The sequence below is a fragment of the Streptomyces sp. NPDC047315 genome, assembly GCF_040643215.1.
GTDB lineage: Bacteria > Actinomycetota > Actinomycetes > Streptomycetales > Streptomycetaceae > Streptomyces.
This window is the reverse complement of sequence record NZ_JBEYTZ010000003.1, coordinates 222,549-248,073: the sequence shown is the minus strand read 5'-3', so window position 1 is coordinate 248,073 and position 25,525 is coordinate 222,549. Positions and strand designations below refer to the sequence as shown.

Genomic DNA, 25,525 nt, shown 5'->3' with positions numbered 1-25,525 from the left:
GACAACTCCTAGGAGGGCGGTAAGTACGGCGACGTCCTGGACCACGATGATGCCTTACCCTCGTACTGACTAAATTTTCAGTCAGGAGGAACGGGATGTCGATGTCCAGGCGACGCACACTGCAAACGGCGCTGGTCACCGCGGTCGGGGCGGCCCTCGCGGCCTGCGCCCGGCCGGCGGGCGAGCGGGCCGCGCCCGTGGCATCGGCCCGCGGCTGGCGCATGCCCGACGAGACCCATCCGCACGAGCTGACCTACATGGCCTGGCCCACCCGGCGCAACTGGGGCGCGGACACCTCCGGCGTGCGCAACGACATCGCGGGCATCGCCCGCGCCGTCGCCCGCTTCGAACCGGTCGTCCTGCTCGCCGACGAGCGGGACGCCAAGGCCGCGGCGAAGGCGTGCGGCTCGGGGGTGGAAGTCCTGCCGGTCCCGGTGGACGACCTGTGGATGCGGGACACCGGGCCGAGCTTCGTCCTCCCTTCCGACGGCTCCAAGGGCATCGCCGGCGTCGACCTCAACTTCAACGGGTGGGGCAACAAACAGCCCCACACCCACGACGCCCACGTCGCCCGGGAGATCCTCGCCGACGGGGAGATCCGCCGGATCAAGGCGCCGATCGTCGGCGAGGGCGGGTCCATCGAGGTCGACGGTCAGGGCACCCTCATGGCGACCGAGAGCTCGTGGGTCAACGACAACCGCAACCCCGGCAAGTCCCGGGACGACATCGAGCGCGCCCTGAAGGACCTCTTCGGGGTCACCACCGTGATCTGGGTGAAGGGCGTCAAGGGGCAGGACATCACGGACTACCACATCGACGCCCTCGCACGGTTCTCCGAACCCGGCGTCGTGGTCATGAGCACCCCGGACGCCGAAGCCCCGCGCGACGTGTGGACGGACGCGTACGACCAGGCCCGCGGAGTCCTGGACCGGGCCGTCGACGCGCGGGGCGAGCGGCTGGAGGTCGTCGAGCTGCCCGAGCCCGTCGACATCGGCCGGCGCGGCGCCGACTTCCTGGCCAGCTACGTGAACTACTACGTGGTCAACGGCGGCGTCGTCCTGCCCCGCTTCGGCGACGCGCGCGCCGACCGGGACGCAGTGGCCATCGTGCGCGAGCTGTACCCGGGGCGGCAGGTCGTGCAGGTGCCGGTCGACACCCTCGGCGAGGGCGGCGGCGGCATCCACTGCGCCACCCAGCAGCTCCCCGAGGAGCGGTGACCGCCGACGTGGTCGACACTGGGCCGTGACCGTGACCGTGACCGCATTCGTGTCCGTATCCGCCGTCGTACGAGGAGAGCCCGCGCATGGAGAGCGTCATCGCCGTCACCGGAGCCACCGGAAAGCTCGGCGGACGCGTCGCCCGCCGCCTGGCCGCGCGCGGGGTGCGCACCCGGCTGGTGGGACGGGACGCGGCACGGCTGCCGCAGCTCGACGGCGGGGAGCACGCGCGGGTCCCGGCGTACGGGGACGAGGACGCCATGCGGCGCGCCTGCGACGGGGTCGGCACGCTGTTCCTGGTGTCCGGGCACGAGGACCCCGGGCGGGTGCGCGAACACCAGATCGCCGTCGACTCCGCGGTGGCCGCCGGCGTCGAGCGCGTGGTGTACCTGTCGTTCCTCGGGGCCTCGCCCGACGCGACGTTCACCTTCGCCCGCGACCACTGGTACACCGAGGAGTACGTCCGCGCCTCCTCGCTGCGCTACACCTTCCTGCGCGACAGCTTCTACCTCGGCGCGCTCGCCGCGATGGCCGGGGACGACGGCGTGATCCGCGGGCCCGCCGGCCAGGGGCGGATCTCCGCCGTGGCGCACGACGACGTCGCCGACGCGGCCGTCGGGGTGCTGCTGGACGGGGGCCACGACAGCGCGACGTACGACGTCACCGGGCCCGCGGCGATCACGCTCGCCGAGGCCGCGGAGGAGCTGTCGCGGTTCGCCGGCCGGGCCGTCACCTACGTGGCGGAGAGCGAGCCGGAGGCGTACGAATCCCGCGCCACCATCGGAGCGCCGCCGTGGGAGGTCGAGGGGTGGGTCACCTCCTACCGGGCCATCGCGACGGGCGAGATGGCCACGGTCTCGGACGCGGTGGCCCGCCTCGCGGGCCGGCCCGCGCAGAGCTTCGCCGAGTACCTGCGGGAGCATCCGCAGGCGTACGCCCACCTGGTCCGCTGACGGCGCGCTCGGCCTCGCTCGTACCGGCCTCACTCGTACCGGTACTTCAGCGAATCCGCTTCCCGCTGCTCGATGTCGGCGATCGTCAGCTCCGGCATCCTCAGCTGGGCCAGCGTCACCTCGGCCGAGGTCGGCTGGGCGTCCGCCGGCAGCCACTGCTCGGGCTTCCAGGCCGCGCTGCGCAGCAGCGACTTGGGGCAGTGCGGGTAGACCTCCTCGATGCCCACCACCAGCGCGCTGGCCGGCGGCTTGCCCACGGCGGTGAGCTGCGACAGCAACTCGGGGCGGGTGGAGACGCAGGCCCGGCCGTTCACCCGGAGCGTGGTGGTGCGCCCCGGGACGACGAACAGCAGCCCGGCCCGCCCGGTGGCGACGACGTTCTGCAGGGTGTCCAGGCGCTTGTTGCCGGTCGCGTCCGGTATGGCCACGGTCCGGGCGTCCAGGACGGCGACGAAGCCGGCGGGGCCGCCGCGCGGGGAGACGTCGCAGTTGCCCTCGGCGTCCGCGCTGGCGACCAGGACGAGTGAGGAGCAGCCGATCAACTGTCTCGTCTGCTCGGTGAGTTCCGTCATCTGCTTGCGCACGGCGGCGGCGCCGGGAAGATCGTAGACCCGGCGCAGCGCGTCCTGGTCGGGCACGGCGTCGGCACGGAGGGAGTCGAAGGCGCTGTGTGCTACGGGATGGGTCATGGCCCGACCCTACGGGCGCGGGCTCCCTTGTGCCTTGGGACGGAGCCGCCGTTTCCCTGCGGTGCGTTGGTCTCTGCGGCCCGTCTGTGGCTGGTCGCGCAGTTCCGCCCCCTACGCCCAGAGGGCGTGGGGGGACCCCCAGCGCCCCTTATTGCCCACGCCCTGCGGGCGTAGGGGACCTCCAGCGCCCCGCAACCCTCGTCGGTGACCCGCAGACGAACGAAAGGGGCAGCACATCAGGGGCGCTGGGGGTCCCCCCGTGCCCGCAGGGCACAGGGGGCGGAACTGCGCGAGCGACCCACCACCGGGCCGCAGAGACCAACGCACCCCGCAGGGAAACAGCGGCTCCGTCCAGAGGCGCAAGGAAGTGCGCGGGACTTTCCGGGCGCCTCCTAGGAGGCCAGCCGCACCCCGCGTCGCCAGACCTCCCTCACCAAGGGGACCCCGGGGCGGTACGCCAGGTGGACGTGGCTCGGGGCGTCCAGGAGGGCGAGGTCCGCGCGGGCGCCGGGGGACACGTGGCCGACGTCGCCGCGGCGCAGCGCCGCCGCCCCGCCCGCCGTCGCGGACCACACCGCCTCGTCCGGGGTCATGCCCATGTCGCGGACCGCGAGCGCGATGCAGAACGGCATGGACGAGGTGAACGACGACCCCGGGTTGCAGTCCGTGGACAGCGCGACCGTCGCCCCGGCGTCCAGCAGCCGGCGGGCGTTCGGCCAGGTCGCGCGGGTGGAGAACTCCGCGCCCGGCAGCAGCGTGGCGACCGTCGTGCCCGCCGCGTCCGCCAGCGCGGCCACGTCCGCGTCCGTGAGGTGGGTGCAGTGGTCGGCGCTGGCGGCGGCGAGTTCGACGGCGATCTGCACGCCGGGCCCGTGGCCGAGTTGGTTCGCGTGGACGCGCGGGACCAGGCCCTTCGCGATGCCCGCGGCGAGGACCGCGCGGGCCTGGTCCCCGTCGAAGGCGCCCTTCTCGCAGAAGACGTCGACCCAGCGGGCGTGCGGCGCGCAGGCGTCGAGCATCTCGCCGGTGACGAGGGCCACGTACCCGGCGGGGTCGTCCGCGAACTCGGGGGCCACGATGTGCGCGCCGAGGTAGGTGACCTCGTCCGTGTGGCGCGCCGCGATGCGCAGCGCGCGGGCTTCGTCGTCGGTGGTCAGGCCGTAGCCGGACTTGGTCTCGAACGTGGTGGTGCCCTGGCGCAGCGCCTCGGCGAGGTAGCGGGTGAGGTTCGCCTCCAGGGCCTGGTCGCTGGCGGCCCGGGTCGCGGCGACGGTGGTGCGGATGCCGCCCGCCTTGTAGGGGCGGCCGGACATCCGGGCGTTGAACTCCTGGGTGCGGTCGCCGGCGAAGACGAGGTGGGAATGGGAGTCGACGAAGCCGGGCAGCACGGCGCGGCCTTCGGCGTCGTAGCGCTCGTCCGCGGCGGGGGCTTCGGTCGCGGGGCCGACCCAGGCGACCTTGTCGCCGGCGATGACGACCGCGGCGTCGGTCAGCAGGCCGAGCGGGGATGCGTCCCCGAGGCCCGGGACGTTGGTGACCAGGGTGCCGATGTTGGTGATGAGGGTGGTGGTGGTCACCGTGCTGCTGCTCCTTGCGTTCCCGGTCCTGTCGGACCTGCTGCTTCCACGGCGTGGGACCTCGCGTACGTCACGGCGGCGTGGGACCTCGCGCACGTCACGGCCGCACCGCGGCGATCGCCGCCGCCAGCTCCGCCGCCACGTCCGGCAACCGTAGGTGCCTGCCGTCGCGGACGACGGGTCGACCCGCCACGATCACGTCCCGTACGTCCGCCGCCGTCCCGGCGAACACCACCGCCTCCGCCGCCAGCCGCGGCACGGGGCCGGCCGTTCGTACGGTGTCCAGGGCGACGGTGGTGAAGTCCGCCGGCGCGCCGGGCGCCAGCCGGCCCGCGTCGGGCCAGCCGAGCGCGGCGTGGCCGTCGGCGGTCGCGGCGCGCAGCAGCGCGGCGGCGGTGAAGTGGCCGCGGGTGCGGGTGCGCAGCCGCTCGTCCAGCTCCATGGCCCGCGCCTCTTCGAGCAGGTCGATCACGGCGTGGCTGTCGCTGCCCAGGCTCAGCGGGGTGCCGGCGCGCTGGAGGTCGACGGCGCGGCCGATGCCGTCGGCGAGGTCGCGTTCGGTGGTGGGGCACATGCAGACGCCAGCGCCGGCCTCGCCCAGGGTGCGGACGTCGTCGTCGGTGAGGTGGGTGGCGTGCACGGCGGTGGTGGTGGGCTTCCAGAAGCCGTGCCGGGCGAGGAGGCCGGTGGGGGTGGTGCCGTGGACGGCGAGGCACGCCTCGTTCTCGGCGGGCTGTTCGGAGAGGTGGACGTGGACGGGCGCGCCGTCGGTGCGGGCGGCGAAGTCCGCGTATCCGTCGCTCTCGGCGAAGGCGCGGACGGAGTGCAGGGCCGCGCCGATCCGCACCCGGTCGCCGGCGCCCCGTTCGACGGCGCGCAGCCGGCTCCACCGCTCGTACCAGGCGTCCGCCGAGCCGTCGCCGAAGCGGAGTTGGGGGCCTTCGAGCGGGTGGTGGCCGGCGGCGGTGAGGCCGCCGTGCAGATAGGCGGTGTCGAGGAGGGCGATGCGCACGCCGGCTTCGTCGGCGGCGGCGATCAGCGCTTCGGCCATGGCGTTGGGGTCGGCGTAGGGGGTGCCGCCGGGGCCGTGGTGGAGGTAGTGGAACTCCCCCACCGCGGTGATGCCGGCCAGCGCCATCTCGGCGTACGCGGCGCGGGCGAGGGCGTGGTACGTGTCGGGGGTGAGCCGGGACGCGACGCCGTACATCACCTCGCGCCAGGTCCAGAAGGTGCCGGAGCCGACCTGGACGGTGCCGCGCAGCGCCCGGTGGAAGGCGTGCGAGTGGGCGTTCGCGAGACCGGGGACGGTGAGGCCGCGCAGCAGTTGCGCGCCGGGCGGCGGGGCGGCGAGGTCGGTGCGCACGGCGGAGATCCGGCCGTCGGCGCCGACGTCGAGGGCGACGCCGGGTGCCACGTGCGGGTCGAGCCAGGCGTGTTCCGCCCAGTACGTGGTGGGGCTCGGGTGCGTGCTGGTCCTCAGTGGCTCCGGCATGCCAGGCCCTCCAGTACGTCGGCGAGCGCGCGCACCCCGGCGGCGCAGTCGTCCTCGGCGGCGTGCTCGGCCGGGGAGTGCGAGACGCCGGTGGGGTTGCGGACGAAGAGCATCGCGGTGGGGACGGCGGCGGAGAGGATGCCGGCGTCGTGGCCCGCGCCGGTGCCGAGGACGGGCACGGAGCCGCCGAGGATGCGGTCGATCTCCTCGCGCAGGGCGTGCGGGAAGTCGACGACGGGGGTGAACGACTCGCGGACGACGGTGAGGCCGACGCCGTCGCTGCCGGCCCGCTCCCGGGCCGCGGCCTGCACGGCGGTGACGACGGCGTCGAGGGTGTCCTGGTCGACGGCGCGGGAGTCCAGCCAGCCGCGGACCAGGGACGGGATCGCGTTGACGCCGTTGGGTTCGACGGCGACCTTCCCGAAGGTGGCGACCGCGCCGGCGTCCTCGGCGGCGCGGCGGGCGGCGAGGACGGTGGCGGCGTACGTCAGCATCGGGTCGCGGCGGTCGACGAGGCGGGTGGTGCCGGCGTGGTTGGCCTCGCCGGCGAAGTCGAAGCGCCAGCGGCCGTGCGGCCAGATGGCGGAGGCGATGCCGACGGGGTGTTCGGTGCGGTCGAGGGCGCGGCCCTGCTCGATGTGGAGTTCGACGAACGCGCCGATGCGGGCGAGGCGTTCGGGATCGGGCCCGATGGCGTCGGGGTCGTGGCCGGCGCGCTCCATGGCCTGCGGGAGGGTGACCCCGTCGGCGTCGACGAGCGCGTGCGCCTGCGCCTTGCTGAGCTGGCCCGCGGCGAGGCGGGAGCCGACGCAGGCGAGCCCGAAGCGGGCGCCCTCCTCGTCGCCGAAGTTGGCGATGGCGAGGGGCCTGGTGAACCGCGCTCCCCTGCGCCGCAGTTCGTCGAGCGCGGCGAAGGAGGAGACGACGCCGAGCGGCCCGTCGAAGGCCCCGCCGTCGGGCACGGAGTCCAGGTGCGAACCGGTGACGACGGCGTCCCCGGCGTCGGCGTCGCCGAGCCAGGCCCACTGGTTCCCGTTGCGGTCGACCTCGTAGCGCAGCCCGCGGGCCTCGGCCTGCCCCCGGAACCAGGCGCGGCAGTCGGCGTCGGCCCCGGTCCAGGCGTGCCGTCGGTATCCGCCGCTGGCGCGGTCGCGTCCGACGGGCGCGAGTTCGCCCCACATCTCGTGGAAGGACGCGCCGCCGCGTGCTGCGCAGCCCGCGGCCGGGTCCGCGGCCGGCACCGCTGCCGGCGCGCCGTCGGCGACGATGTCGCCGCTGCCCGTACGACCACGGCCGTCGCCGGCCCCACCGGGCACCCGGGCACCCCCGGTCGCAGGCGCGTCCGCGGCGCCGGCCGTGGCCGGTGGGAGCGGCGAAGAGCCCTGCGGACGGCCGTCGCGGTGCGTGCTCACGCTTCCTCCCGCATCGGGACGCGGACGCCCTGCGCCGCGGCGACCGACTCCGCCGCCTCGTAACCGGCGTCCACGTGACGGATGACGCCCATGCCCGGGTCGTTGGTCAGGACCCGGCGGACCTTCTCCGCCGCGAGGGGGGTGCCGTCGGCGACGGTGACCTGGCCGGCGTGGATCGAGCGGCCCATGCCGACGCCGCCGCCGTGGTGGATGGAGACCCAGGACGCGCCGGAGGCGACGTTCACCATGGCGTTCAGCAGCGGCCAGTCCGCGATCGCGTCGGAGCCGTCGAGCATCGCCTCGGTCTCGCGGTACGGGGAGGCCACCGAGCCGCAGTCCAGGTGGTCCCGGCCGATCGCCAGCGGCGCGGCCAACTCTCCGCTCGCGACCATGTCGTTGAAGCGTTCGCCGGCGCGGTCGCGTTCGCCGTAGCCGAGCCAGCAGATGCGGGCCGGCAGGCCCTGGAAGTGGACGCGTTCGCCGGCGAGGCGGATCCAGCGGGCCAGGGACTCGTTCTCGGGGAAGAGGTCGAGGATCGCGCGGTCCGTCTTCGCGATGTCCGCGGGGTCGCCGGAGAGCGCCGCCCAGCGGAAGGGGCCCTTGCCCTCGCAGAACAGGGGGCGGATGTAGGCGGGGACGAAGCCGGGGAAGTCGAAGGCGCGGTCGTAGCCGGCGAGCTTCGCCTCGCCGCGGATGGAGTTGCCGTAGTCGAAGACCTCCGCGCCGGCGTCCTTGAAGCCGACCATCGCCTCGACGTGGCGGGCCATCGACTCGCGGGCGCGGGCGGTGAAGCCGGCGGGGTCCTTCGCCGCGTACGTCGCCATGTCGGCGAAGTCGACGCCGACCGGCAGGTACGCCAGCGGGTCGTGCGCGGAGGTCTGGTCGGTGACGACGTCGATGGGCGCGCCCTCGGCGAGCAGCCGGGGCAGCAGTTCCGCCGCGTTGCCCAACAGGCCGACGGAGAGCGGGCGGCGGGCGTCGCGCGCCTCGGTCGCCAGCCGTAGCGCCTCCTCGACGGAGTCGGCGCGCACGTCGAGGTAGCGGTGCTCGATGCGGCGTTCGATGGCGCGCGGGTCGCAGTCGATGCAGATGGCGACGCCGTCGTTCATGGTGACGGCCAGGGGCTGGGCGCCGCCCATGCCGCCGAGTCCGGCGGTGAGGGTGATCGTGCCGGCGAGGGTGCCGCCGAACTTCTTCGCGGCGACCGCGGCGAACGTCTCGTACGTGCCCTGGAGGATGCCCTGGGTGCCGATGTAGATCCAGGAACCGGCCGTCATCTGGCCGTACATGGTGAGCCCGAGGGCCTCCAGGCGGCGGAACTCCTCCCAGGTGGCCCAGGAGCCGACCAGGTTGGAGTTGGCGATCAGGACGCGCGGCGCCCACTCGTGGGTCTGCATGACGCCGACGGGGCGGCCGGACTGGACGAGCATCGTCTCGTCGGCCTTGAGGGTCTTCAGGGTGCGCACCATCGCGTCGAAGGAGCGCCAGTCGCGGGCGGCCTTGCCGGTGCCGCCGTAGACGACGAGGCGGTCGGGGTGCTCGGCGACTTCGGGGTCCAGGTTGTTCTGGAGCATGCGCAGCGCTGCTTCCTGCTGCCATCCCAGGGCGCTCAGTTCGGTACCGCGCGGTGCCCGTACGGGGCGGGGTCCTGACATGGCGACGCCTCCTGCCGACTCGACTTATTCACATCCTGATCCCATGAATAGAGCTAGTCAACAGGTCGCGCCGGAGCGGGACCGGGTGGTTGGCTGACGCGCATGACCTTCGAACACGTCGAGAACGTCCAGCACGTTGAAGAGACGGCCGTCCGTCGTCGTGACGCGGCGGTGCGGGCCGCGGTCGAGCGGGGGCTCCTCAGCGAGGCGCAACCGGTCGTCGCGCTGCTGGACACGGCCGGTATCCGGGACTCCGCGGCCCGGCTGCGCGCCGCGTTCGCCGCCGTCACCGACGCGCCCGTACTGCACGCGTTCGCGGTGAAGGCGGCGCCGCTGGTGCCCGTGCTGGCGCTGCTGAACGCGGCGGGCATCGGCGCCGAGGTGGCGAGCCCGGGCGAGTTGGCGCTGGCGCGCGCCGCCGGCGTGCCGGCCGAACGGACCGTGCTCGACTCCCCCGCGAAGACGCCCGGCGAGTTGCGCGAGGCGCTCGACGCGGGGATCGCGCTGAACGCCGACAACCCGCAGGAAGTGGCCCGGCTGGACGCGCTGGTGGCCGGGCGCGGCGCGCTGCCGCCGCTGGGGGTTCGGGTGAATCCGCAGATCGGCGCGGGTTCGATCGGCGCGCTGTCGACGGCGACCGCGACCTCCAAGTTCGGGGTGGCGCTGCGCGACGAGGGCGCGCGGGAGGCGGTCGTACGGATGTATCTGGACCGGCCGTGGCTGACCCGGCTGCACACCCACTCCGGCTCGCAGGGCGTGCCGCTGGCGCGGATGGTGGAGGGCGTGCGGGAGGTGTACGCGCTGGCCGAGGAGATCAACGCGGCGGCCGGCCGCCGGCAGGTGGACACCGTCGACATCGGCGGCGGGCTGCCGGTGAACTTCGCCTCCGACGAGGAGTCGCCGACGTACGCGGAGTACGCCCGGCTGCTGAAGGACGCGGTGCCGGGGTTGCTGGACGGACGGTACGGCCTGGTCACCGAGTTCGGCCGGTCCCTGGTCGCCAAGCACGGCGCGGTGCTGGCGCGGGTGGAGTACGCGAAGGAGTCCGGCTCGCGGCCCATCGCGATCACGCACGCGGGCGTCCAGGTGGCGACCCGTACGGTCTACGCGCCCGCGTCCTGGCCGCTGCGGATCGCGGCGTACGACGGCGCGGGGCGGCCGAAGACGGGCACGCCCGTGGTCCAGGACGTGGCCGGGCCCGCCTGCTTCGCGGGCGACCTGCTGGCCGAGGGGCGCGCCCTGCCGCCGCTGGAGCAGGGCGACGTCGTCGCGGCGCTGGACACCGGGGCGTACTACTTCTCGAACCACTACGGGTACAACAGCCTGCCGCGGCCGGCGGTGTACGGCTACGAGGGCGGTTCGTTCGCGCTCGTACGGGCCGCGCAGAGCACCGCGGAGATCGTGGCGGAGTCGGGCGGCGCGCAGGCGGACGCGCTGCTGTAGCGGGGCGCCAGGTTTTTAGTGGGGCGCCGGGCCCCGGGCGCGGGCACTGTACCGGGCCAGGGGCACGTTCCGATGGAAAATGCCACAACTCTCGGCCAGAGCAGCGACGTTGCGTAATCTCCTGGTCACCCGATGGGCGCCGGAAGGAGAGAGCTGATGGCGGCCGAGGAGGACGTGCTCGCCGAACTGAAGGGGCTGCGGCTGCGCGTGCCGCAGCTCACCGGCGCGCTCGCGGCGAGCACGGACGGGCTGGTGCTCGGCTCGGACGTCGGCGACCCGGAGTGCGCCGCCGCGCTGGCGGTCGTCGCGCTCGGGGTCTGCGTGCGGCTGACCGAGGCCACCGGGCTCGGCCGGTTCCAGGACGTGCTGGTGCGCGGCGAGCGGGGTTACGTCGCCACGTACGCGGTGGGCCCGTCCGCCGCGCTCGCGCTGACCGCGGGAGTGCGCGTCGACGTCGACCGGCTCCACCGGGAGGCGCGCGCCTCGTGCGCCCGTCTTGCGAAGCTGGTCGACGGCGGCTGCCCGCGGCCAGAAGGGGTCAGCGGCGGCGCGCGCCACCGGGTGCCGCGTCCCCGGCCGCGACGCCCGTGGTCCTGAACCCCTTGACCGCCTTGCCGACGGCCCCGCCGGACAGCCAGTCGGTGCGCAGCCACAGCAGGTACTCGCCGTCCCGCTCCAGCCGGCCGAGCCAGAGCGCCTTGAGCCACAGGCCGGCGCCGACGCCGGCGATCAGCAGCCCGACCGTGCCGGGCAGGGCGAAGGAGCTGCCGACGGCGACGACGAAGGCGGCCACGAACCACCAGCGCAGTGCGCGCCGGCGGATCCGCAGCGTCACCCGGCGGTCCTGGAGGATGTCGGCGCGCCCGGCCCGGGTCGCCGCCTTCGCGAAGTGGGCGTAGCGCCGGCGCCGGGCGACGGCGGTGGCGGCCAGGGCGAGGATGAACAGCGCGGCGCCGGCCAGGAGCCCGATCCGGCGGCCAGTGAGCCCCGGCACCAGCGCGCCGATCGCCGCGCCGAACAGCCCGAGCCACCACAGGGGCGCGGCCCCGGCCCGTACGACCACCGCCACCCTCGCCAACGACTGCGCCCCGCGCCCCACGCCCGTACCTCTTCCGTTCCGTGCCGCATCTGCCTGTTCGGCGGAGGCTAGCGACGTTTTCTGAGGGGCGCCTGAGAAATCACTCGACAAATAGGCCGCGGGCCGCCGCCTTGGTGTCGAACTCCTCCAGGCGCGCCTGCGCCTGCGGCAGCTCGTCGCACATCGCCTCCAGCAGCACCCGCCCCAGCAGCATCGGTGCGCAGGCCGTGTCGAAGGAGAGTCCGGTGCCGACGGCGGCCGGGAGCAGCAGGTCGCTCTGGCCGGCGACGGGCGCGAACGCGGAGTCCGCGACCGTGACGACGCTCAGCCCGGCGTCCTGAGCGTACGCGAGGGCGGCCACCACCTCGCGGGGGTGGCGGGGCAGCGCGAAGCAGAGCAGGGCGGTGGCGCCGGCGTGCCGGGCGTCGTCGATGCGGTCGGCGAGCAGGGTGCCGCCCTCGTCGAGGAGGCGGACGTCGGGGTGGACCTTGCCCGCGAAGTACGCGAAGCCGCGGGCCTGCGCCGCGGCGGCGCGCAGCCCGAGGACGGGCAACGGCCGGGAGGCGGCGAGCAGGGCGCCGGCGCGCACCACCGGCGCGGGGTCGGCGAGCAGGTCGGAGAGGTGGCGCAGGTTGTCGATCTCGGCACGGACGGCCTGCTGGTACTCGTTGAGTGCGTCCTCGACCGGTACGGACCCGGGGGGCACGACCTCCCGCAGGTGCTTGCGCAGCGCCGGGTAGCCGTCGAAGCCGAGGGCGACGGCGAAGCGGGTGACGGACGGCTGGCTGACGCCGGCGACCTCGGCCAGCTCGACGCTGGACAGGAACGGCACGTCGGCGGCGCGGCGGACCATGCTGTGGGCGATGCGCCGCTGGGTGGGGGTGAGCCGGTGCCCCTCGAAGAGCTGTTGCAGCCGCGCGGCGGGGCTGTCTGTCATGCCGTAGGTCACCTGTTCTCGTCGTTCCGGTCTGGCTGGTCGCGGGGGTGGTCCCGCCCGGTCGGTCCCGCGGGCGGCGCGGGGTGCCCGGCGATCCCCGCGAGGTCGTCGAGCAGCTTCGCCGCCGCTGTCACATCATCGGTCAGCGGGCGGTCCGCCGGGTCCTCTTCCAGTGCGCCGGCCGCCAGCGCGAAGGCGCGGCCGACCGGCAGCTCGGGGTCGGGCCGCAGGTCGCGCAGGCGCAGCGCCCGTACGGCGGCGACCAGTTCGCAGCCGACGACGAAGCGGTACGCGTCGGTGGCGCGCAGGGTCTGGCGGGCGGCGAGGGACGCGAAGCTGGCCTGCTCCTCGACGCCGCGGGAGAGCACGGCGTGCCCGAGGGAGGCGGGGGCGGAGAAGGCGCGCAGGTCGCCGAGGGCGGCGCCGGCCGCGTACTCCAGGATCATCACCCCGGAGCTGGCGGGCTCGGCGTCGGCGAGGAAGGGGCGCAGCCGGGTGAGCGCGGGTTCGTTGAGGGCGGCGAGGCGGGAGGTGGAGAGCCGGGCGACCTGGGTGAGCGCGAGCCGGAAGTGGTCGAGGGCGAGGGCGAGCCCGGCGAGGTAGAAGCCGCCGTGGTGGTAGGCGGCCATGTCGGGCGGGCAGATGAGGGGGTTCTCGGAGGCCGAGTTGACCTCGGTGGCGATCGCCCGGTCGAGTGCCTCGGCGGCTTCCTGGGCGGGGCCGTGTATCTGCGGCAGACAGCGGAAGCCGTACGGGTCCTGGATCCGGCCGAGCGGGGGCCGGGGGCGGTCGGGGGCGCCGAGCAGGGCGCGCATCCGGGCGGCGACGGCGTAGGCGCGCTGGTGGGAGCGGGGGGCGTGGACGGGTTCGGCGTACGCCTCGTAGGAGCCGTCGACGGCGAGGAGGGAGAGCGCGGCGACGGCCTCGGTGGCGGTGAGCAGGGCGCGCAGTTCGGCGAGGGCGAGGGCGGCCTGGCCGAGGGTGAGGGCGTTGGAGCTGATGAGGGCGAGGGCGTCGTTGTTGTCGAGGGCGAGGGCCGCGGGGGCGGGGCCGCCGCGCCAGGGGTGTTCGCCGACGAGCGCGAGGCCCAGCTGGGCGAGGGCGGCGATGTCCCCGGTGCCGACGGAGCCGAACTCGTTGACGACGGGGTGCGCGCCGGACGTCAGCGCGGCGCAGAGCGCGGTGATCACGGCGGGGCGCAGTCCGGCGCCACCGACGAGGAGTTGGTTGGCGCGCACGGCGAGCATGGCGCGGACCTCGCGGGCGGGCAGTTCGGCGCCGACGGCGCCGGCGTGCGAGCGCAGCAGCCGCAGCCCGTGGTCGGCGGCGGCTTCGGTGGGGACGGACTCGCCGCGGTTGGCGCCGACGCCGGTGGAGCGGCCGTACACCCGGCCGGAGCGGGCGAGTTCGCGGGCGGCGTGCCAGGAGACCTCGGCGCGTTCGAGGGCGGCGGGGTCGGCGACGGGGCGGGCTGCGCCGTCGGCGAGGCGTACGACGTCGGCGGCGGACAGGCCGAGGCCGTCGAGGACGACGTCCGAAGGGCCGGCCGCGGTGGGTGCGGACGGTGCGGGAGTGGGTACGGGAGTTGCCGGGTCGGGTGCGTGTGGTGCGGAGGTCTCGGGCTCAGCCGTGCCGGTGGCACGACGCGCCCTGTCCGTCATTCGAGACGACATCACGACGAAATCCTCCCTATCCAGACAGCCGATCTCGCCTTTCGAGCGTCCATCGCGAGCGATTGATGCCGGGGCATTGACAAGTTATTCAGCCACGCAGAACTCTGCATGACTATATGCAGCCGGGCAAGGGACGACTGATGATCGAATTCCGAGCAGTGCACAAACGCTTCCCCAACGGCACGACGGCGGTTCACGACCTCACCATGGACGTGGCCGACGGAGGGATCACGGTCCTGGTCGGCTCCTCCGGATGCGGCAAGACCACCACCCTGCGCATGGTCAACCGGATGGTGGAGCCCACGTCCGGCACGATCCACGTCGGCGGCAAGGACGTCCTCGCCCAGGACGCAGCCCTGCTGCGGCGCTCCATCGGCTACGTCATCCAGCAGTCCGGGCTCTTCCCGCACCGCACGGTCCTCGACAACGTCGCGACCGTGCCGCTGCTGCTCGGCTGGGGCCGGCGCAAGGCCCGGGCGCGCGCCGCCGAACTCCTTGCGACCGTGGGGCTCGCGCCGGAGGCGGCCAAGCGCTACCCGCACCAGCTCTCCGGCGGTCAGCAACAGCGCGTGGGGGTCGCCCGGGCGCTCGCCGCCGACCCGCCCGTCCTCCTGATGGACGAGCCCTTCGGCGCGGTCGACCCCGTGGTGCGCACCCAGCTCCAGGACGAACTCCTCAGACTTCAGAGGGAGTTGGCGAAGACGATCGTCTTCGTCACCCACGACATCGACGAGGCCGTACGGCTGGGCGACCGGATCGCGGTCTTCCGCACGGGCGGCGAACTGGTGCAGTACGCGCCCCCAGCGCAGCTGCTGGCCCGCCCGGCGGACCCGTTCGTCGCCGACTTCCTCGGCGCGGAGCGCGGCCTCAAGCTGCTGTCGCTGATCACGCTGGCGGAGGTGGCGCACGGGCCGGCGCCGGAGGGCGGTCGCTGGGAGTTGGTCCTCGGCCCCGGGCGGGCGCCGCAGGGCTGGCGGGACCGGGAGGCGCCGAAGGACGCCGCGCTGCGCCCCGTACGACCGCTGCGGGACACCGACTCCCTGCTCTCCGCGCTGAACGAGTCCGTCGCGTCGCCGTGCGGGCTGGTTGCCCGGGTGGACGCGGCCGGTGGGCTGATCGGGGTCACCGCGCGCGACGAGATCCACGACCGGGCGGGCGCGGCGCACACCACGGCGACGCACGCGCCCGCTCCCTCCCCCAAGGCGCCCGCCACTGCGATACCGGACGCACAGACTGACCGGTACGACAGCGGCGCGTCGGAGTCCGACCCGCACGAGCCCACCACCGCGCCGCGGGGCGGCACCCCGTGACCGTCGACTGGGGCTGGATCGGCGACCACGCCGCCGACCTGACCGAACTGAGCGTGGACCACCTCCAGGCGGCGCTCACCGCCGTCGTCCTGGGCCTGCTGATCTCCCTGCCGCTCGCCGTGCTCGCGCACCGCGTACGGCTGCTGCGCGGCGTGCTGCTCGGGCTCGCCAACGTGCTCTTCACGATCCCCTCGATCGCGATCTTCGTGCTGCTGCTGCCGGTGTCGGGGCTGACCCGCACCACCACCGTCATCGGCCTGACGGTCTACACGCTGGTCGTCCTGTTGCGGAACACGGTCGAGGGCCTGGACGCCGTGCCCCCGAAGGCGAAGGAGGCGGCGCGCGCGATGGGCACCCGACCGCTGCGGACCCTGCTCACGGTCGAACTCCCGCTCGCGCTACCGGTGATCATGGCCGGGGTGCGGATCGCCACCGTGATGTCGATCTCGCTGGTCAGCGTCGCCACGTACGTCGGCGACGGCGGCCTGGGGCAGCTCTTCACGGACGGCTTCCAACGCAACTTCCCGACGCCCGTGGTGGCCGGGGTGGCACTGACGCTGCTGCTCGCGCTGGTCGCCGACGCACTGCTGGTGGCCGTTCAGTACGTGCTCACCCCCTGGAACAGGAAGGGCGGGAGGGCCTGAGATGGGTGAACTCCTCAAGGACCTGGGCACCTGGCTGACCAGCGGCGACCAGTGGTCCGGCGTCGACGGCATCGCGAACCGGCTCGCCGAGCACCTGGAGTACTCGCTGATCGCCACGGTGATCGCGGCGGCCATCGCGCTGCCGATCGGACTCCTGATCGGCCACACCGGCCGCGGCGCCTTCATCGCGATCAACCTCTCCTCCTTCGGTCGGGCGCTTCCGACGGTCGGGCTGATCGTGCTGGTGTTCCTCGCCAGCGGACTGTCCATGACCCCGGTGTACGTCTCGCTGGTCGCGCTCGCGGTCCCCTCGATCGTCACCAACACCTACGCCGGGATGCGCGCGGTGGACCCCGAGGTCCGCGACGCGGCCCGCGGCCAGGGCATGCGCGCCCACCAGGTGCTGCTGCGGGTGGAGGTCCCGCTGGCGGCGCCGCTGATCATGACCGGGCTGCGGCTCGCGCTGATCCAGGTGGTGGCGACCGCGACCATCGCCGCGTACGTCAGCTTCGGCGGGCTCGGCCGGTACGTCTTCGACGGGCTCGCCCAGCGCGACCTGGTCCAGGTGCTCGGCGGCGCGGTGCTCGTCGCGGCCGTCGCCCTGGTGCTCGACCTCGCCCTCGCCGGCGTCCAGCGCGCCCTCTTCGGCAACCGCCCCGGCAACAGCCCCGCGTAAGGACGGACCAACCCCATGAACAGGAACTCCACCATCAACCGCCGCGCCCTGCTGGGCGGACTGCTCGCCGCCGCGGCCGTACCCGCGCTGGCCGCGTGCAGCGGCGGCATCACCTCCCTCGAAGGCGAGGGCGGCGACCTGTCCGGCGGCGGGTCCAGCGAGGACGGCATCACCGTCGGCACCGCCAACTTCACCGAGAACCAGATCCTCGGCTACCTGTACGCCGCCGTGCTGAAGGAGGCGGGGATCAAGGTGCGGGTGCGGCCGAACATCGGCAGCCGCGAGATCCTCTTCCCCGCGGTGCGCGGCGGCGACATCGACCTGCTGCCCGAGTACCAGGGCGCCCTCCTGCACCACCTGGACGAGAAGTCCCGGGCGACGGAGGAGGGCGAGATGCAGAACAGGATCGCGATGGCGCTGCCGGCCGGCCTCCAAGTGCTGCCCTACGGCCTGGCGGAGAACTCGGACGCCTTCGCCGTGACCCAAGAGACGGCGCAGGAGTACGGCCTCTCCTCGCTCGCCGACCTCGCCAAGCACAACGGCAAGCTGACGATCGGGGCGCTGCCCGAGGTGAAGACGCGGGTCGTCGGGGCGGCCGGGCTGAAGGAGGTGTACGGCGTGGAGTTCAAGGAGTTCAAGTCGCTGGACTCCTCCGGGCCGCTGGTGAAGAGCGCGCTGAAGAAGGGCGACGTGGACGTGGCGAACCTCTTCACCACGGACGTCGACATCAAGGCGGAGGGCTGGGTGGTGCTCAGCGACCCGAAGAACCTCATCCCCGGCCAGCGCGTCGTCCCGCTGATCGCCGACCGCAAGGCGGACTCACGGGTGCGCAAGGCACTGGCCGGGCTCGGAGCGGCGCTGACGACGGACGAGCTGACGGAGCTGAACCGCCAGGTCGACAAGGACAAGAAGGACGCGGAGGACGCTGCGGCTGACTGGGCGAGGAAGGCGGGCCTCACTTCGTGAGCGCGTAGCCCGGCCGAGCTGCCCCTGGTAGGGCGTGCCCGGATGGTCCCGCGCGCATCCCCGTGCTTCGGACGGAGCCGCCGTAGCCCCGTGGGAGCGTTGGTCTCCACCGGGGCGAGGTCGCCATGATCGCTGAGCCACCCACGGCGCTACCGCGCCCGCCCACGCAACCGCACACAAGACCTGCCGGGCACGACGTAGGGGAAAGACGGGGGCTACCCCCACTGACGGGGCGCGGCGGGGGCCGTAGCGTACGGATTATGGAAGCCCGCGATCCTGAGCTCAGGAAAGAACTCAACGCCACGCTGAACGCCCGCCGCGACCTCGGTGAGGAGTACGAGTCAGCGCTGGTCGACTCCTTCCTGGAGAAGGTCGAGCAGCGCGTGGACGGCGCGGTGGACCGCCGGGTGCGCCGTCAGATGGCCGAGCAGCAGATGGTGGTCGCCCGGGGGGCCAAGCCGTCCCAGCTCCCCGACGACACCACCTTCGGCGAGCGGTTCGGCTTCGGGATCATCTCGATCATCCTCGCCGTCCCGCTCACCGCGATAGGCGTGGTCAACGCCGGGCTCAAGGGCCTGATAGTGACCTGGATCGGCATAGTCGGGGTGAATGCGGTGCACGCCGCCCGCGGCTGGCCGTGGCTGGGTCGGAGCGAGGAGCGCAGCCGCGCGGAGAAGTCCGACTGGACCGACTGACGGCTGACGCGGGGGCCGTCGCACACCTTCGGCCGCCGGCCGCAGGTCGGGACGGCGACGGTCCCCGCGTGGGACGCGGCCACGGCCCGGTGAGGGCCGGGCACCGCCGCGTCCGGGCGCCGTCGGGACCGGGAGCCGCTCCGAAGCCCGAGACGCCGGTGTGGTGCCGGTCGAGGCGCCCGCTGCGTGAGGCCGCCCCGCCGACATCCACCACTGTGCCCGCTCTGTGTTAAGCCCGTGCTGCGGCCATGTGAAAACTGCCGGTACGCCCGACTGCCACAGTCACGGTCGCGGGCGCAGCCCCAGCCACAGCCACAGCCGCGCTACTTCGCGCTGCCCGCGAGGAACGACAGCAGGTCCTGCCGGCTGACGACCCCCGTCGGCTTCCCCTCCACCAGCACGATCGCCGCGTCCGCCGCGCCCTGCGCGGCACCGAGCACCGCCATCAGGTCGGACACCGGCTCCCCCGAGCCGACCTGCGGCAGCGGCGGGCTCATGTGCTTCTCCAGCGGGTCGGCGAGCACCGCGGCCCCGGCGTACAGCGCGCTCAACAGCTCCCGTTCCACCACCGAGCCGATGACCTCGGCGGCCATCACGTCCGGGTGGCCGGCGCCCGGCTTCACGATCGGCATCTGGGAGACCCCGTACTCCCGCAGCACCTCGATCGCCTCGCCGACGGTCTCCTCCGGGTGCATGTGCACCAGGCTGGGGAGCGCGCCGCCCTCCTTGTGGCGCAGCACGTCTCCGACGGACGCGGACGGGCCGGCCTCCTCCAGGAAGCCGTAGTCAGCCATCCACTCGTCGTTGAAGATCTTCGACAGATAGCCGCGTCCGCTGTCGGGCAGCAGCACGACCACCACGTCGTCCGACCCGAGCCCCTCCGCGACGCGCAGCGCGGCGACGACCGCCATGCCGCAGGAGCCGCCGACGAGGAGGCCCTCCTCCTTCGCGAGGCGGCGGGTCATCTGGAACGAGTCCTTGTCGGAGACGGCGACGATCTCGTCCGTCACCGTCTGGTCGTACGCGGTGGGCCAGAAGTCCTCGCCGACGCCCTCGACCAGGTACGGGCGGCCCGAGCCGCCGCTGTAGACCGAGCCCTCGGGGTCCGCGCCGACGATCTTCACCCGGCCGTCGCTGACCTCCTTGAGGTAGCGCCCGGTGCCGGAGATGGTGCCGCCGGTGCCCACGCCGGCGACGAAGTGGGTGATCTTCCCGTCCGTCTGCTCCCACAGCTCCGGGCCGGTGCTCTCGTAGTGCGAACGGGGGTTGTTCGGGTTGGAGTACTGGTCCGGCTTCCACGCCCCCGGGGTCTCCCGCACGAGCCGGTCGGAGACGTTGTAGTACGAGTCGGGGTGCTCGGGGTCGACGGCGGTGGGGCAGACGACGACCTCGGCGCCGTACGCCCGCAGCACGTTGATCTTGTCCGTGGACACCTTGTCCGGGCAGACGAAGATGCACTTGTAGCCCTTTTGCTGAGCCACGATGGCCAGCCCGACGCCGGTGTTTCCGCTGGTCGGCTCGACGATGGTGCCACCGGGCCGCAGGGCGCCGCTCTCCTCTGCCGCCTCGATCATGCGCAGGGCGATGCGGTCCTTGACCGAGCCGCCGGGGTTGAAGTACTCGACCTTGGCCAGGACGGTCGCCTGGATGCCCGCGGTCACGCTGTTCAGCTTCACCAGCGGCGTGTTGCCGACAAGACTGATCATCGAGTTGTGGAAGCGCACAATTGTTCTCCGGGATCTGGCGTTGACCGATTGAACCGATTGCGTTGAACCGATTGAGGGTGCGCTCCAGCGTATGCGGAGGTGACCGTGATTGGGCGACGGCGGTTACCGGGCAGTTAGCTCTTGACGACAGGAGGTGGCGGGTGTCGGGAGCGAGAGTGGCGCGACGCATCGCTGCGGGCGCGGCCTACGGAGGCGGCGGCATCGGCCTGGTCGGCGTGGCTGCCGTGGGGCTGCTGCTCGCCGAGGTCCAGCTGGCGAAGAGGTCGGTGGGCGGTGGCCTCGCGCCGTTGCCCCCGCGGGGCGACGGGCTGTACGGGCTGGCGTTCGGCCGTACGCAGCCGCTGTTCCTCGGCGTGCTCGGCGATTCGACGGCGGCCGGCCAGGGGGTGCGGCGCGCGGGCCAGACGCCGGCTGCGCTGTTGGCGTCCGGCCTGGCGGCGGTGGCCGAGCGCCCGGTCGACGTGGTGAACGTGGCGCTGCCGGGCGCGCGCTCGGACGACCTGGAGCGGCAGGTGACGTTGCTGCTGTCGGACACGTCCCGGCTGCCGGACGTCTGCGTGATCATGATCGGCGCGAACGACGTGACGCACCGGATGCCGCCGACGGAGTCGGTGCGGCACCTGTCGGCGGCGGTGCGCCGGCTGCGTACGGCCGGCGCGGAGGTCGTCGTCGGCACCTGCCCCGACCTGGGCACGATCGAGCCGGTGTACCAGCCGCTGCGGTGGCTGGCCCGTCGGGCGTCCCGGCAGCTCGCCGCGGCCCAGACGATCGTCACGGTGGAGCAGGGCGGGCGGACGGTCTCGCTGGGCGACCTGCTGGGCCCCGAGTTCGCGGCGAACCCCCGCGAAATGTTCTCGGTGGACAACTACCACCCCTCGGCGGAGGGGTACGCGACGGCGTCCATGGCGATCCTGCCCACCCTGTGCGCGGCGCTCGGCCTGTGGCCGGAGGCGGACCGGCTGGACGCGTCGCGGGACGAGGACGTGCTCCCGGTGGCCCAGGCCGCGGCCACGGCGGTACGGGAGGCCGGCACGGAGGTCACGGCGGCGCGCGCCCCGTGGGCCCTGCTCAAGCACCGGCGCCGCCGCCGGATCCGTCCGGAGCACGACTCCGCGCCCGCGGAGCACGCCCCGGAGGGAACCGGTTCGGAGGGAACCGCCCCGGACGGAACAAGCGCGGCCGGAACAAGCCCGGAGGGAACGAACGCGGAGGGAACGAGCGCGGACGGATCCGGCCCGGAGGGGACCGGTCGCCCTCCGTCCCGGATCACCCGCCGCTGAGCGGGCGGGGGCCCTCGGTCCGGCGCACCTGCGCTTCGCGGGGCGGGCCCGCCCGCACCGACCCTGCGCAATGCTGAGCGAGCGCTTAGAATTGAGGTGACCGTCACACCCCGCCACCCGTGACCCCGCGCCTACCTGGCGGTAGCTTCCATCCAGTCCTCCCCCTCCCCTTGGAGCCGTGATGCCCGAAGCCGTCATCGTTTCCGCCGCCCGCAGCCCCATCGGCCGGGCCTTCAAGGGCTCGCTCAAGGGCCTGCGAGCCGACGACCTGACCGCGACGATCGTTCAGGCCGCGCTCGCCAAGGTGCCCGAGCTGGATCCGCGCGACATCGACGACCTGATGTTGGGGTGCGGCCTGCCCGGCGGGGAGCAGGGGCACAACCTGGGGCGGATCGTCGCCGTCCAGATGGGGATGGACCACCTCCCCGGCTGCACGATCACGCGCTACTGCTCGTCGTCGCTCCAGACCTCCCGGATGGCGCTGCACGCGATCAAGGCGGGCGAGGGCGACGTCTTCGTCTCGGCCGGCGTCGAGATGGTCTCCCGCTTCGAGAAGGGCTCGTCCGACGGGCTGCCGGACACCAAGAACCCCCTCTTCGACGAGGCGCAGGCGCGGACGGCCAAGACGGCGGAGGGCGGCGTCGACGACTGGCACGACCCGCGCGAGGACGGCCTGCTGCCCGACGCGTACATCGCGATGGGCCAGACCGCGGAGAACCTGGCCCGGCTCAAGGGCATCACCCGCCGGGACATGGACGAGTTCGGCGTATGGTCCCAGAACCTCGCCGAAGCGGCCATCGCCAACGGCTTCTGGGAGCGCGAGATCACCCCGGTGACCACCCCGGACGGCACGGTCGTCAGCAAGGACGACGGCCCGCGCGCGGGCGTGACGTTGGAGGGCGTCGAGGGGCTGAAGCCGGTGTTCCGCCCGGACGGCCTGATCACCGCGGGCAACTGCTGCCCGCTGAACGACGGCGCCGCCGCGCTGGTGATCATGAGCGACACCAAGGCGCGGGAGCTGGGCCTCACCCCGCTCGCCCGAATCGTGTCCACGGGCGTCTCGGCGCTCTCCCCCGAGATCATGGGGTACGGCCCGGTGGACGCGTCCCGGCAGGCGCTGGCCCGCGCGGGGCTGACGATCGACGACATCGACCTGGTGGAGATCAACGAGGCGTTCGCCGCGCAGGTGATCCCCTCGTACCGGGACCTCGGCATCGACCTCGACAAACTCAACGTCAACGGCGGCGCGATCGCGGTGGGCCACCCGTACGGCATGACCGGCGCCCGGATCACGGGCACGCTGATCAACAGCCTCCAGTTCCACGACAAGCAGTTCGGCCTGGAGACCATGTGCGTGGGCGGCGGCCAGGGCATGGCGATGGTGATCGAGCGGCTCAGCTAGGGCGCTCGCCTCGGTCGCGGCCTTCGGGTTCGGATCCCCGGAAGAAAAAAGGGGATCCACATCCGAAGAAACGTTTCCGCAGGTCAGCGGTCCACCCGGGTCAGCCCTAGGCCAAAAGTCCTGTCCACTTCGTGACGTAATGCACTGACAGCAGGGGCAGCCTCATCGCAAGCTGAGGTAGGAATTCGGGGTGTCGATGAAACAGGGAGTACGTCAGTGAGCGCCATGTCTCTTGCCCTGCTGCTGACCTGCGGCGCAGCCACGGTCGTGGGCGCCGCCGCCCTGCACGCCGCCCACGGGCTCCGTCGGCAGGTCACCGCCCTGAGGGCGGAGCTCGCCGCGCACGACGCCGGCCCGCCGGCCGCGTCCGTACCGCAGGCGCGGCCCACGCCCGCCGCGGAGATACGCGCGGCCGTCGCCGAAGCGCTCGCCGAGGAGCGCGAGCGGGAGCTGGCCGAGGCGCGCGCGTTCTGGGCCGCGCAGGAGGCCCGCGACGCGGCGGACGCGCCCGCGCCCCTGGTCGGCGGGGCGTCCGCCCCCGGCTCCGGTTCCAGCGCTCCCGGCGTCCCCGGCGACGAGCTGCCCTTCTACGTACCGCGCCAGGCCGACTTCGTCGGTCTCGAGGCCGTCGACTACGACATGACGGAGGCCCTGGAGGACGTGGCCGACCTCCCGGAGGCGCCGGAGTTCGCCGAGGACTCCCCCGAACTGGCCGCCGCCCGCCGCCGGCACCCCTCGCACCCGGACTTCGTGCCCGTGCAGACGCCCGTGGTCACCGACCAGGAGCGCACGGTGGCGCGGCTGGAGGAGCTGGCGCAGGCCCGTACCGAACTCGCCGACGTACGCCCCGGCCCGCTCGGCACGCTCGACGTGTACGTCTTCGCGGACGGCACGACGCTGTGCCTGACCCCCGGCCACCGCGAGACCGCCGAACGCCTGGCGCAGGCGCTGCGCGACGGCGAGACCCCGGTGCTACTGGGCGGCTCCGGCGTCTCCGGCGCATACGCCCTCACGTTCGTCTGCGGCGCGGAGACGGTCTACATACTCGCGGACCGCGTGATCGCCTCCCTGTGACGCACTGCTGAACCCCGCTGGCGGGAACCGAACGGTCGGTTCCCGCCCGCTGGCATGCTGGGCCCGGTCGGCCGGTCCCAACCGGCCCTTAGGCCCTTAGGGGAGGCGTGTCCCATGGCTGACGAGATGGCGGACGGACGGCGCAGCGCGGCGCTGGTCGTGGCGCAGGCGCTCGGGTTCCTGTACCCGGCGGCGCTGCGCGCAGCGGCGGACGTCGGGGTGGCGGACCACCTGGCCGACGGCCCGCGCACACCGGCGGAGCTGGCGGCGGCGACCGGCACGGACGCGGGTGCGCTGCACCGGGTGCTACGGCTGCTCGCGACCCGGGGCCTGTTCGCGGAGGACGGGGCGGGCCGGTTCCGGCTGACGCCCGAGGGGGACGCGCTGCGCAGCGACGCCCCGGTCTCGGCGCGCTCCGCGGTGCTGATGCTGACGGACCCGACGATGTGGCGGCCCGCCGGGGAGATGAGCCGCTGTCTGACGGACGGCGGCTCGGCCTTCGACGCGCTCTTCGGCATGCCGTTCTTCGACCACTTCGCCCGGGACGAGCAGACGGCGGCGGTCTTCCACGCGGGCATGGCCTCCATGTCGGACGCCGAGAACGCGCCGATCGCCGCGGCGTACGACTTCCCCGAGGGCGCCCGGGTGGTCGACGTCGGCGGCGGCTACGGCGGACTGCTGAGCGAGGTGCTGGCGGCCGGGCCCTCGCTGCACGGCGTGCTGTACGACCGCGCGCACGTGCTCGCCGGGCACCGCCTGGCCACGCCCGTGCCGCACGGCGCGGATCCGGCGGGGCGGTGGGAGACGGCGGAGGGCGATTTCTTCGCGTCCGTGCCGCCCGGGGACGTGCTGATGCTCAAGCGCATCCTGCACGACTGGGACGACGAGCAGTGCGCGACGGTGCTGCGCAACTGTCGGGCGGCGCTGGCGCCGGGCGGCCGGGTGCTGGTGATCGACGCGGTGATCCCGCCGGGCAACGGGCCCCACCAGGGCAAGGACCTCGACCTGATGATGATGGCGTCGCTGACGGGCCGTGAGCGCACGGAGTCGGACTTCGCCGAGCTCTTCGCGACGGCGGGTCTCCGACTCCACCGGGTGCTCCCCACCCCCACGGTCCTCTCGATCGTCGAGGCCCGAGCGCCCCACTGACGGCACCCAAGCCACCCCGGGCCCCAGCGCCCTGACGTACCCGCCGTTTCCCTGCGGTGCGCGTTGGTCGCTGCGGCCCGTCTGTGGCTGTTCGCGCACTTCCTCGCGCCCCTGACATACCCGCCGTTTCCCTGCGGTGCGCGTTGGTCTCTGCGGCCCGGTGGGGGTTGTTCGCGCAGTTCCCCGCGCCCCTAAAAACCTTCGCCCCAGCCCGCAGACGAAAGACGGGGGCAGCGAAACAGGGGCGCGGGGAACTGCGCGACAAGCCACAGACGGGCCGCAGAGACCAACGCGCCGAGCAGGGAAACGGCGAGGGGTTTTTAGGGGCGCGGGGAACTGCGCGACAAGCCCACCACCGGCCGGTGGAGACCAACGTTCCCAGAGGGAAACGGCGGGTACGTCAGGGGCGCGAGGAACTGCGCGGACAGCCCACCACCGGGTCGCGGAGGTCAACGCGCCCGCGGGGAAACGGCGGC

At 73.6% G+C, this 25,525-nt stretch carries 22 protein-coding genes; 13 read left to right on the top strand and 9 right to left on the bottom strand.

Annotated features, from left to right (window positions below):
• Positions 1-101: 101 nt before the first annotated feature.
• The gene (locus ABZ842_RS04675; RefSeq protein ID WP_361531532.1) at positions 102-1,217 is read left to right on the top strand and encodes an agmatine deiminase family protein; all 1,116 of its coding nucleotides are present in this window, start codon (positions 102-104) and stop codon (positions 1,215-1,217) included.
• Between the two features lie 86 nt (positions 1,218-1,303).
• Positions 1,304-2,170, top strand: a complete 867-nt coding sequence (locus ABZ842_RS04670; RefSeq protein WP_361531529.1) for an SDR family oxidoreductase — start codon at positions 1,304-1,306, stop codon at positions 2,168-2,170.
• Between the two features lie 29 nt (positions 2,171-2,199).
• Here the strand turns inward: ABZ842_RS04670 and ABZ842_RS04665 are convergent, their stop codons facing one another.
• The 5 genes from ABZ842_RS04665 to hutU all read right to left on the bottom strand — a co-directional run bounded on the left by ABZ842_RS04665 (position 2,200) and on the right by hutU (position 8,995).
• Complete coding sequence (locus tag ABZ842_RS04665; protein ID WP_361531526.1) at positions 2,200-2,859, bottom strand: MSMEG_1061 family FMN-dependent PPOX-type flavoprotein; 660 nt, start codon at positions 2,857-2,859, stop codon at positions 2,200-2,202.
• 392 nt (positions 2,860-3,251) lie between these two features.
• Positions 3,252-4,436, bottom strand: a complete 1,185-nt coding sequence (gene hutI / locus ABZ842_RS04660) for an imidazolonepropionase (RefSeq protein WP_361531523.1) — start codon at positions 4,434-4,436, stop codon at positions 3,252-3,254.
• A gap of 97 nt (positions 4,437-4,533) precedes the next feature.
• Complete coding sequence (locus ABZ842_RS04655) at positions 4,534-5,928, bottom strand: formimidoylglutamate deiminase (protein WP_361531520.1); 1,395 nt, start codon at positions 5,926-5,928, stop codon at positions 4,534-4,536.
• The gene (locus ABZ842_RS04650; RefSeq protein ID WP_361531838.1) at positions 5,913-7,109 is read right to left on the bottom strand and encodes an allantoate amidohydrolase; all 1,197 of its coding nucleotides are present in this window, start codon (positions 7,107-7,109) and stop codon (positions 5,913-5,915) included. Before ABZ842_RS04650 ends, ABZ842_RS04655 begins: the two co-directional genes overlap by 16 nt.
• A 227-nt stretch (positions 7,110-7,336) precedes the next feature.
• Positions 7,337-8,995 carry a urocanate hydratase gene (gene hutU, locus ABZ842_RS04645; RefSeq protein WP_361531517.1) on the bottom strand — a complete coding sequence of 553 codons (1,659 nt, stop codon included), beginning with the start codon at positions 8,993-8,995 and terminating at the stop codon, positions 7,337-7,339.
• A gap of 102 nt (positions 8,996-9,097) precedes the next feature.
• On the opposite strand from hutU, the gene ABZ842_RS04640 reads away from it, so the two are divergent.
• Positions 9,098-10,438 (top strand): diaminopimelate decarboxylase, encoded by a 1,341-nt coding sequence (locus ABZ842_RS04640; RefSeq protein WP_361531514.1) that lies wholly within the window; start codon positions 9,098-9,100, stop codon positions 10,436-10,438.
• A gap of 156 nt (positions 10,439-10,594) precedes the next feature.
• Positions 10,595-11,035 carry a roadblock/LC7 domain-containing protein gene (locus tag ABZ842_RS04635; RefSeq protein ID WP_361531511.1) on the top strand — a complete coding sequence of 147 codons (441 nt, stop codon included), beginning with the start codon at positions 10,595-10,597 and terminating at the stop codon, positions 11,033-11,035.
• Here ABZ842_RS04635 and ABZ842_RS04630 read toward each other — a convergent pair.
• The 3 genes from ABZ842_RS04630 to ABZ842_RS04620 form a co-directional block, all read right to left on the bottom strand.
• Positions 10,977-11,537 carry a hypothetical protein gene (locus tag ABZ842_RS04630; RefSeq protein WP_361531508.1) on the bottom strand — a complete coding sequence of 187 codons (561 nt, stop codon included), beginning with the start codon at positions 11,535-11,537 and terminating at the stop codon, positions 10,977-10,979. The two genes, ABZ842_RS04635 and ABZ842_RS04630, sit on opposite strands and share 59 nt — an antisense overlap.
• Positions 11,538-11,616: 79 nt before the next feature.
• Entirely contained in the window at positions 11,617-12,453 is an 837-nt protein-coding gene (locus tag ABZ842_RS04625) for a MurR/RpiR family transcriptional regulator (protein WP_361531505.1), read from the bottom strand.
• Between the two features lie 8 nt (positions 12,454-12,461).
• Positions 12,462-14,126 (bottom strand): aromatic amino acid ammonia-lyase, encoded by a 1,665-nt coding sequence (locus ABZ842_RS04620; RefSeq protein WP_361531835.1) that lies wholly within the window; start codon positions 14,124-14,126, stop codon positions 12,462-12,464.
• A gap of 140 nt (positions 14,127-14,266) precedes the next feature.
• On the opposite strand from ABZ842_RS04620, the gene ABZ842_RS04615 reads away from it, so the two are divergent.
• From ABZ842_RS04615 to ABZ842_RS04595, 5 genes are all read left to right on the top strand, one after another.
• Positions 14,267-15,436, top strand: a complete 1,170-nt coding sequence (locus ABZ842_RS04615) for an ATP-binding cassette domain-containing protein (protein WP_361531502.1) — start codon at positions 14,267-14,269, stop codon at positions 15,434-15,436.
• Positions 15,433-16,080 (top strand): ABC transporter permease, encoded by a 648-nt coding sequence (locus ABZ842_RS04610; protein WP_361531499.1) that lies wholly within the window; start codon positions 15,433-15,435, stop codon positions 16,078-16,080. The genes ABZ842_RS04615 and ABZ842_RS04610 overlap by 4 nt, the downstream gene beginning before the upstream one ends.
• Position 16,081: 1 nt before the next feature.
• On the top strand, positions 16,082-16,756 hold the full coding sequence (locus ABZ842_RS04605; protein ID WP_361531496.1) for an ABC transporter permease: 675 nt from the start codon (positions 16,082-16,084) through the stop codon (positions 16,754-16,756).
• A 15-nt stretch (positions 16,757-16,771) separates the two neighbouring features.
• The gene (locus ABZ842_RS04600; protein WP_361531493.1) at positions 16,772-17,722 is read left to right on the top strand and encodes an ABC transporter substrate-binding protein; all 951 of its coding nucleotides are present in this window, start codon (positions 16,772-16,774) and stop codon (positions 17,720-17,722) included.
• Between the two features lie 260 nt (positions 17,723-17,982).
• Complete coding sequence (locus tag ABZ842_RS04595) at positions 17,983-18,417, top strand: hypothetical protein (protein WP_361531490.1); 435 nt, start codon at positions 17,983-17,985, stop codon at positions 18,415-18,417.
• A 323-nt stretch (positions 18,418-18,740) separates the two neighbouring features.
• On the opposite strand, the gene ABZ842_RS04590 is transcribed toward ABZ842_RS04595, so the two are convergent.
• The gene (locus tag ABZ842_RS04590; protein ID WP_361531487.1) at positions 18,741-20,141 is read right to left on the bottom strand and encodes a cystathionine beta-synthase; all 1,401 of its coding nucleotides are present in this window, start codon (positions 20,139-20,141) and stop codon (positions 18,741-18,743) included.
• A 158-nt stretch (positions 20,142-20,299) separates the two neighbouring features.
• On the opposite strand from ABZ842_RS04590, the gene ABZ842_RS04585 reads away from it, so the two are divergent.
• From ABZ842_RS04585 to ABZ842_RS04570, 4 genes are all read left to right on the top strand, one after another.
• A complete protein-coding gene (locus ABZ842_RS04585) occupies positions 20,300-21,424 on the top strand; it encodes an SGNH/GDSL hydrolase family protein (RefSeq protein ID WP_361531832.1) in 1,125 nt (374 codons plus the stop codon).
• A 181-nt stretch (positions 21,425-21,605) separates the two neighbouring features.
• Positions 21,606-22,826 carry an acetyl-CoA C-acetyltransferase gene (locus ABZ842_RS04580; RefSeq protein ID WP_361531484.1) on the top strand — a complete coding sequence of 407 codons (1,221 nt, stop codon included), beginning with the start codon at positions 21,606-21,608 and terminating at the stop codon, positions 22,824-22,826.
• A 216-nt stretch (positions 22,827-23,042) separates the two neighbouring features.
• On the top strand, positions 23,043-23,900 hold the full coding sequence (locus ABZ842_RS04575) for a hypothetical protein (RefSeq protein WP_361531481.1): 858 nt from the start codon (positions 23,043-23,045) through the stop codon (positions 23,898-23,900).
• A 114-nt stretch (positions 23,901-24,014) separates the two neighbouring features.
• On the top strand, positions 24,015-25,049 hold the full coding sequence (locus tag ABZ842_RS04570) for a methyltransferase (protein ID WP_361531478.1): 1,035 nt from the start codon (positions 24,015-24,017) through the stop codon (positions 25,047-25,049).
• Positions 25,050-25,525 lie beyond the last annotated feature (476 nt).

What these genes read in the sequence shown, in the direction of transcription:
- ABZ842_RS04595 (WP_361531490.1), top strand. Translation starts at nt 17,983, where the DNA reads ATGGAAGCCCGCGATCCTGAGCTCAGGAAAGAACTCAACGCCACGCTG.
- ABZ842_RS04650 (WP_361531838.1), bottom strand. Translation starts at nt 7,109, where the DNA reads ATGTGGGGCGAACTCGCGCCCGTCGGACGCGACCGCGCCAGCGGCGGA.
- ABZ842_RS04600 (WP_361531493.1), top strand. Translation starts at nt 16,772, where the DNA reads ATGAACAGGAACTCCACCATCAACCGCCGCGCCCTGCTGGGCGGACTG.
- ABZ842_RS04665 (WP_361531526.1), bottom strand. Translation starts at nt 2,859, where the DNA reads ATGACCCATCCCGTAGCACACAGCGCCTTCGACTCCCTCCGTGCCGAC.
- ABZ842_RS04615 (WP_361531502.1), top strand. Translation starts at nt 14,267, where the DNA reads ATGATCGAATTCCGAGCAGTGCACAAACGCTTCCCCAACGGCACGACG.
- ABZ842_RS04570 (WP_361531478.1), top strand. Translation starts at nt 24,015, where the DNA reads ATGGCTGACGAGATGGCGGACGGACGGCGCAGCGCGGCGCTGGTCGTG.
- ABZ842_RS04620 (WP_361531835.1), bottom strand. Translation starts at nt 14,126, where the DNA reads ATGTCGTCTCGAATGACGGACAGGGCGCGTCGTGCCACCGGCACGGCT.
- ABZ842_RS04640 (WP_361531514.1), top strand. Translation starts at nt 9,098, where the DNA reads ATGACCTTCGAACACGTCGAGAACGTCCAGCACGTTGAAGAGACGGCC.
- ABZ842_RS04605 (WP_361531496.1), top strand. Translation starts at nt 16,082, where the DNA reads ATGGGTGAACTCCTCAAGGACCTGGGCACCTGGCTGACCAGCGGCGAC.
- hutU (WP_361531517.1), bottom strand. Translation starts at nt 8,995, where the DNA reads ATGTCAGGACCCCGCCCCGTACGGGCACCGCGCGGTACCGAACTGAGC.
- ABZ842_RS04625 (WP_361531505.1), bottom strand. Translation starts at nt 12,453, where the DNA reads ATGACAGACAGCCCCGCCGCGCGGCTGCAACAGCTCTTCGAGGGGCAC.
- ABZ842_RS04670 (WP_361531529.1), top strand. Translation starts at nt 1,304, where the DNA reads ATGGAGAGCGTCATCGCCGTCACCGGAGCCACCGGAAAGCTCGGCGGA.
- ABZ842_RS04675 (WP_361531532.1), top strand. Translation starts at nt 102, where the DNA reads ATGTCCAGGCGACGCACACTGCAAACGGCGCTGGTCACCGCGGTCGGG.
- ABZ842_RS04580 (WP_361531484.1), top strand. Translation starts at nt 21,606, where the DNA reads ATGCCCGAAGCCGTCATCGTTTCCGCCGCCCGCAGCCCCATCGGCCGG.
- ABZ842_RS04635 (WP_361531511.1), top strand. Translation starts at nt 10,595, where the DNA reads ATGGCGGCCGAGGAGGACGTGCTCGCCGAACTGAAGGGGCTGCGGCTG.
- ABZ842_RS04655 (WP_361531520.1), bottom strand. Translation starts at nt 5,928, where the DNA reads ATGCCGGAGCCACTGAGGACCAGCACGCACCCGAGCCCCACCACGTAC.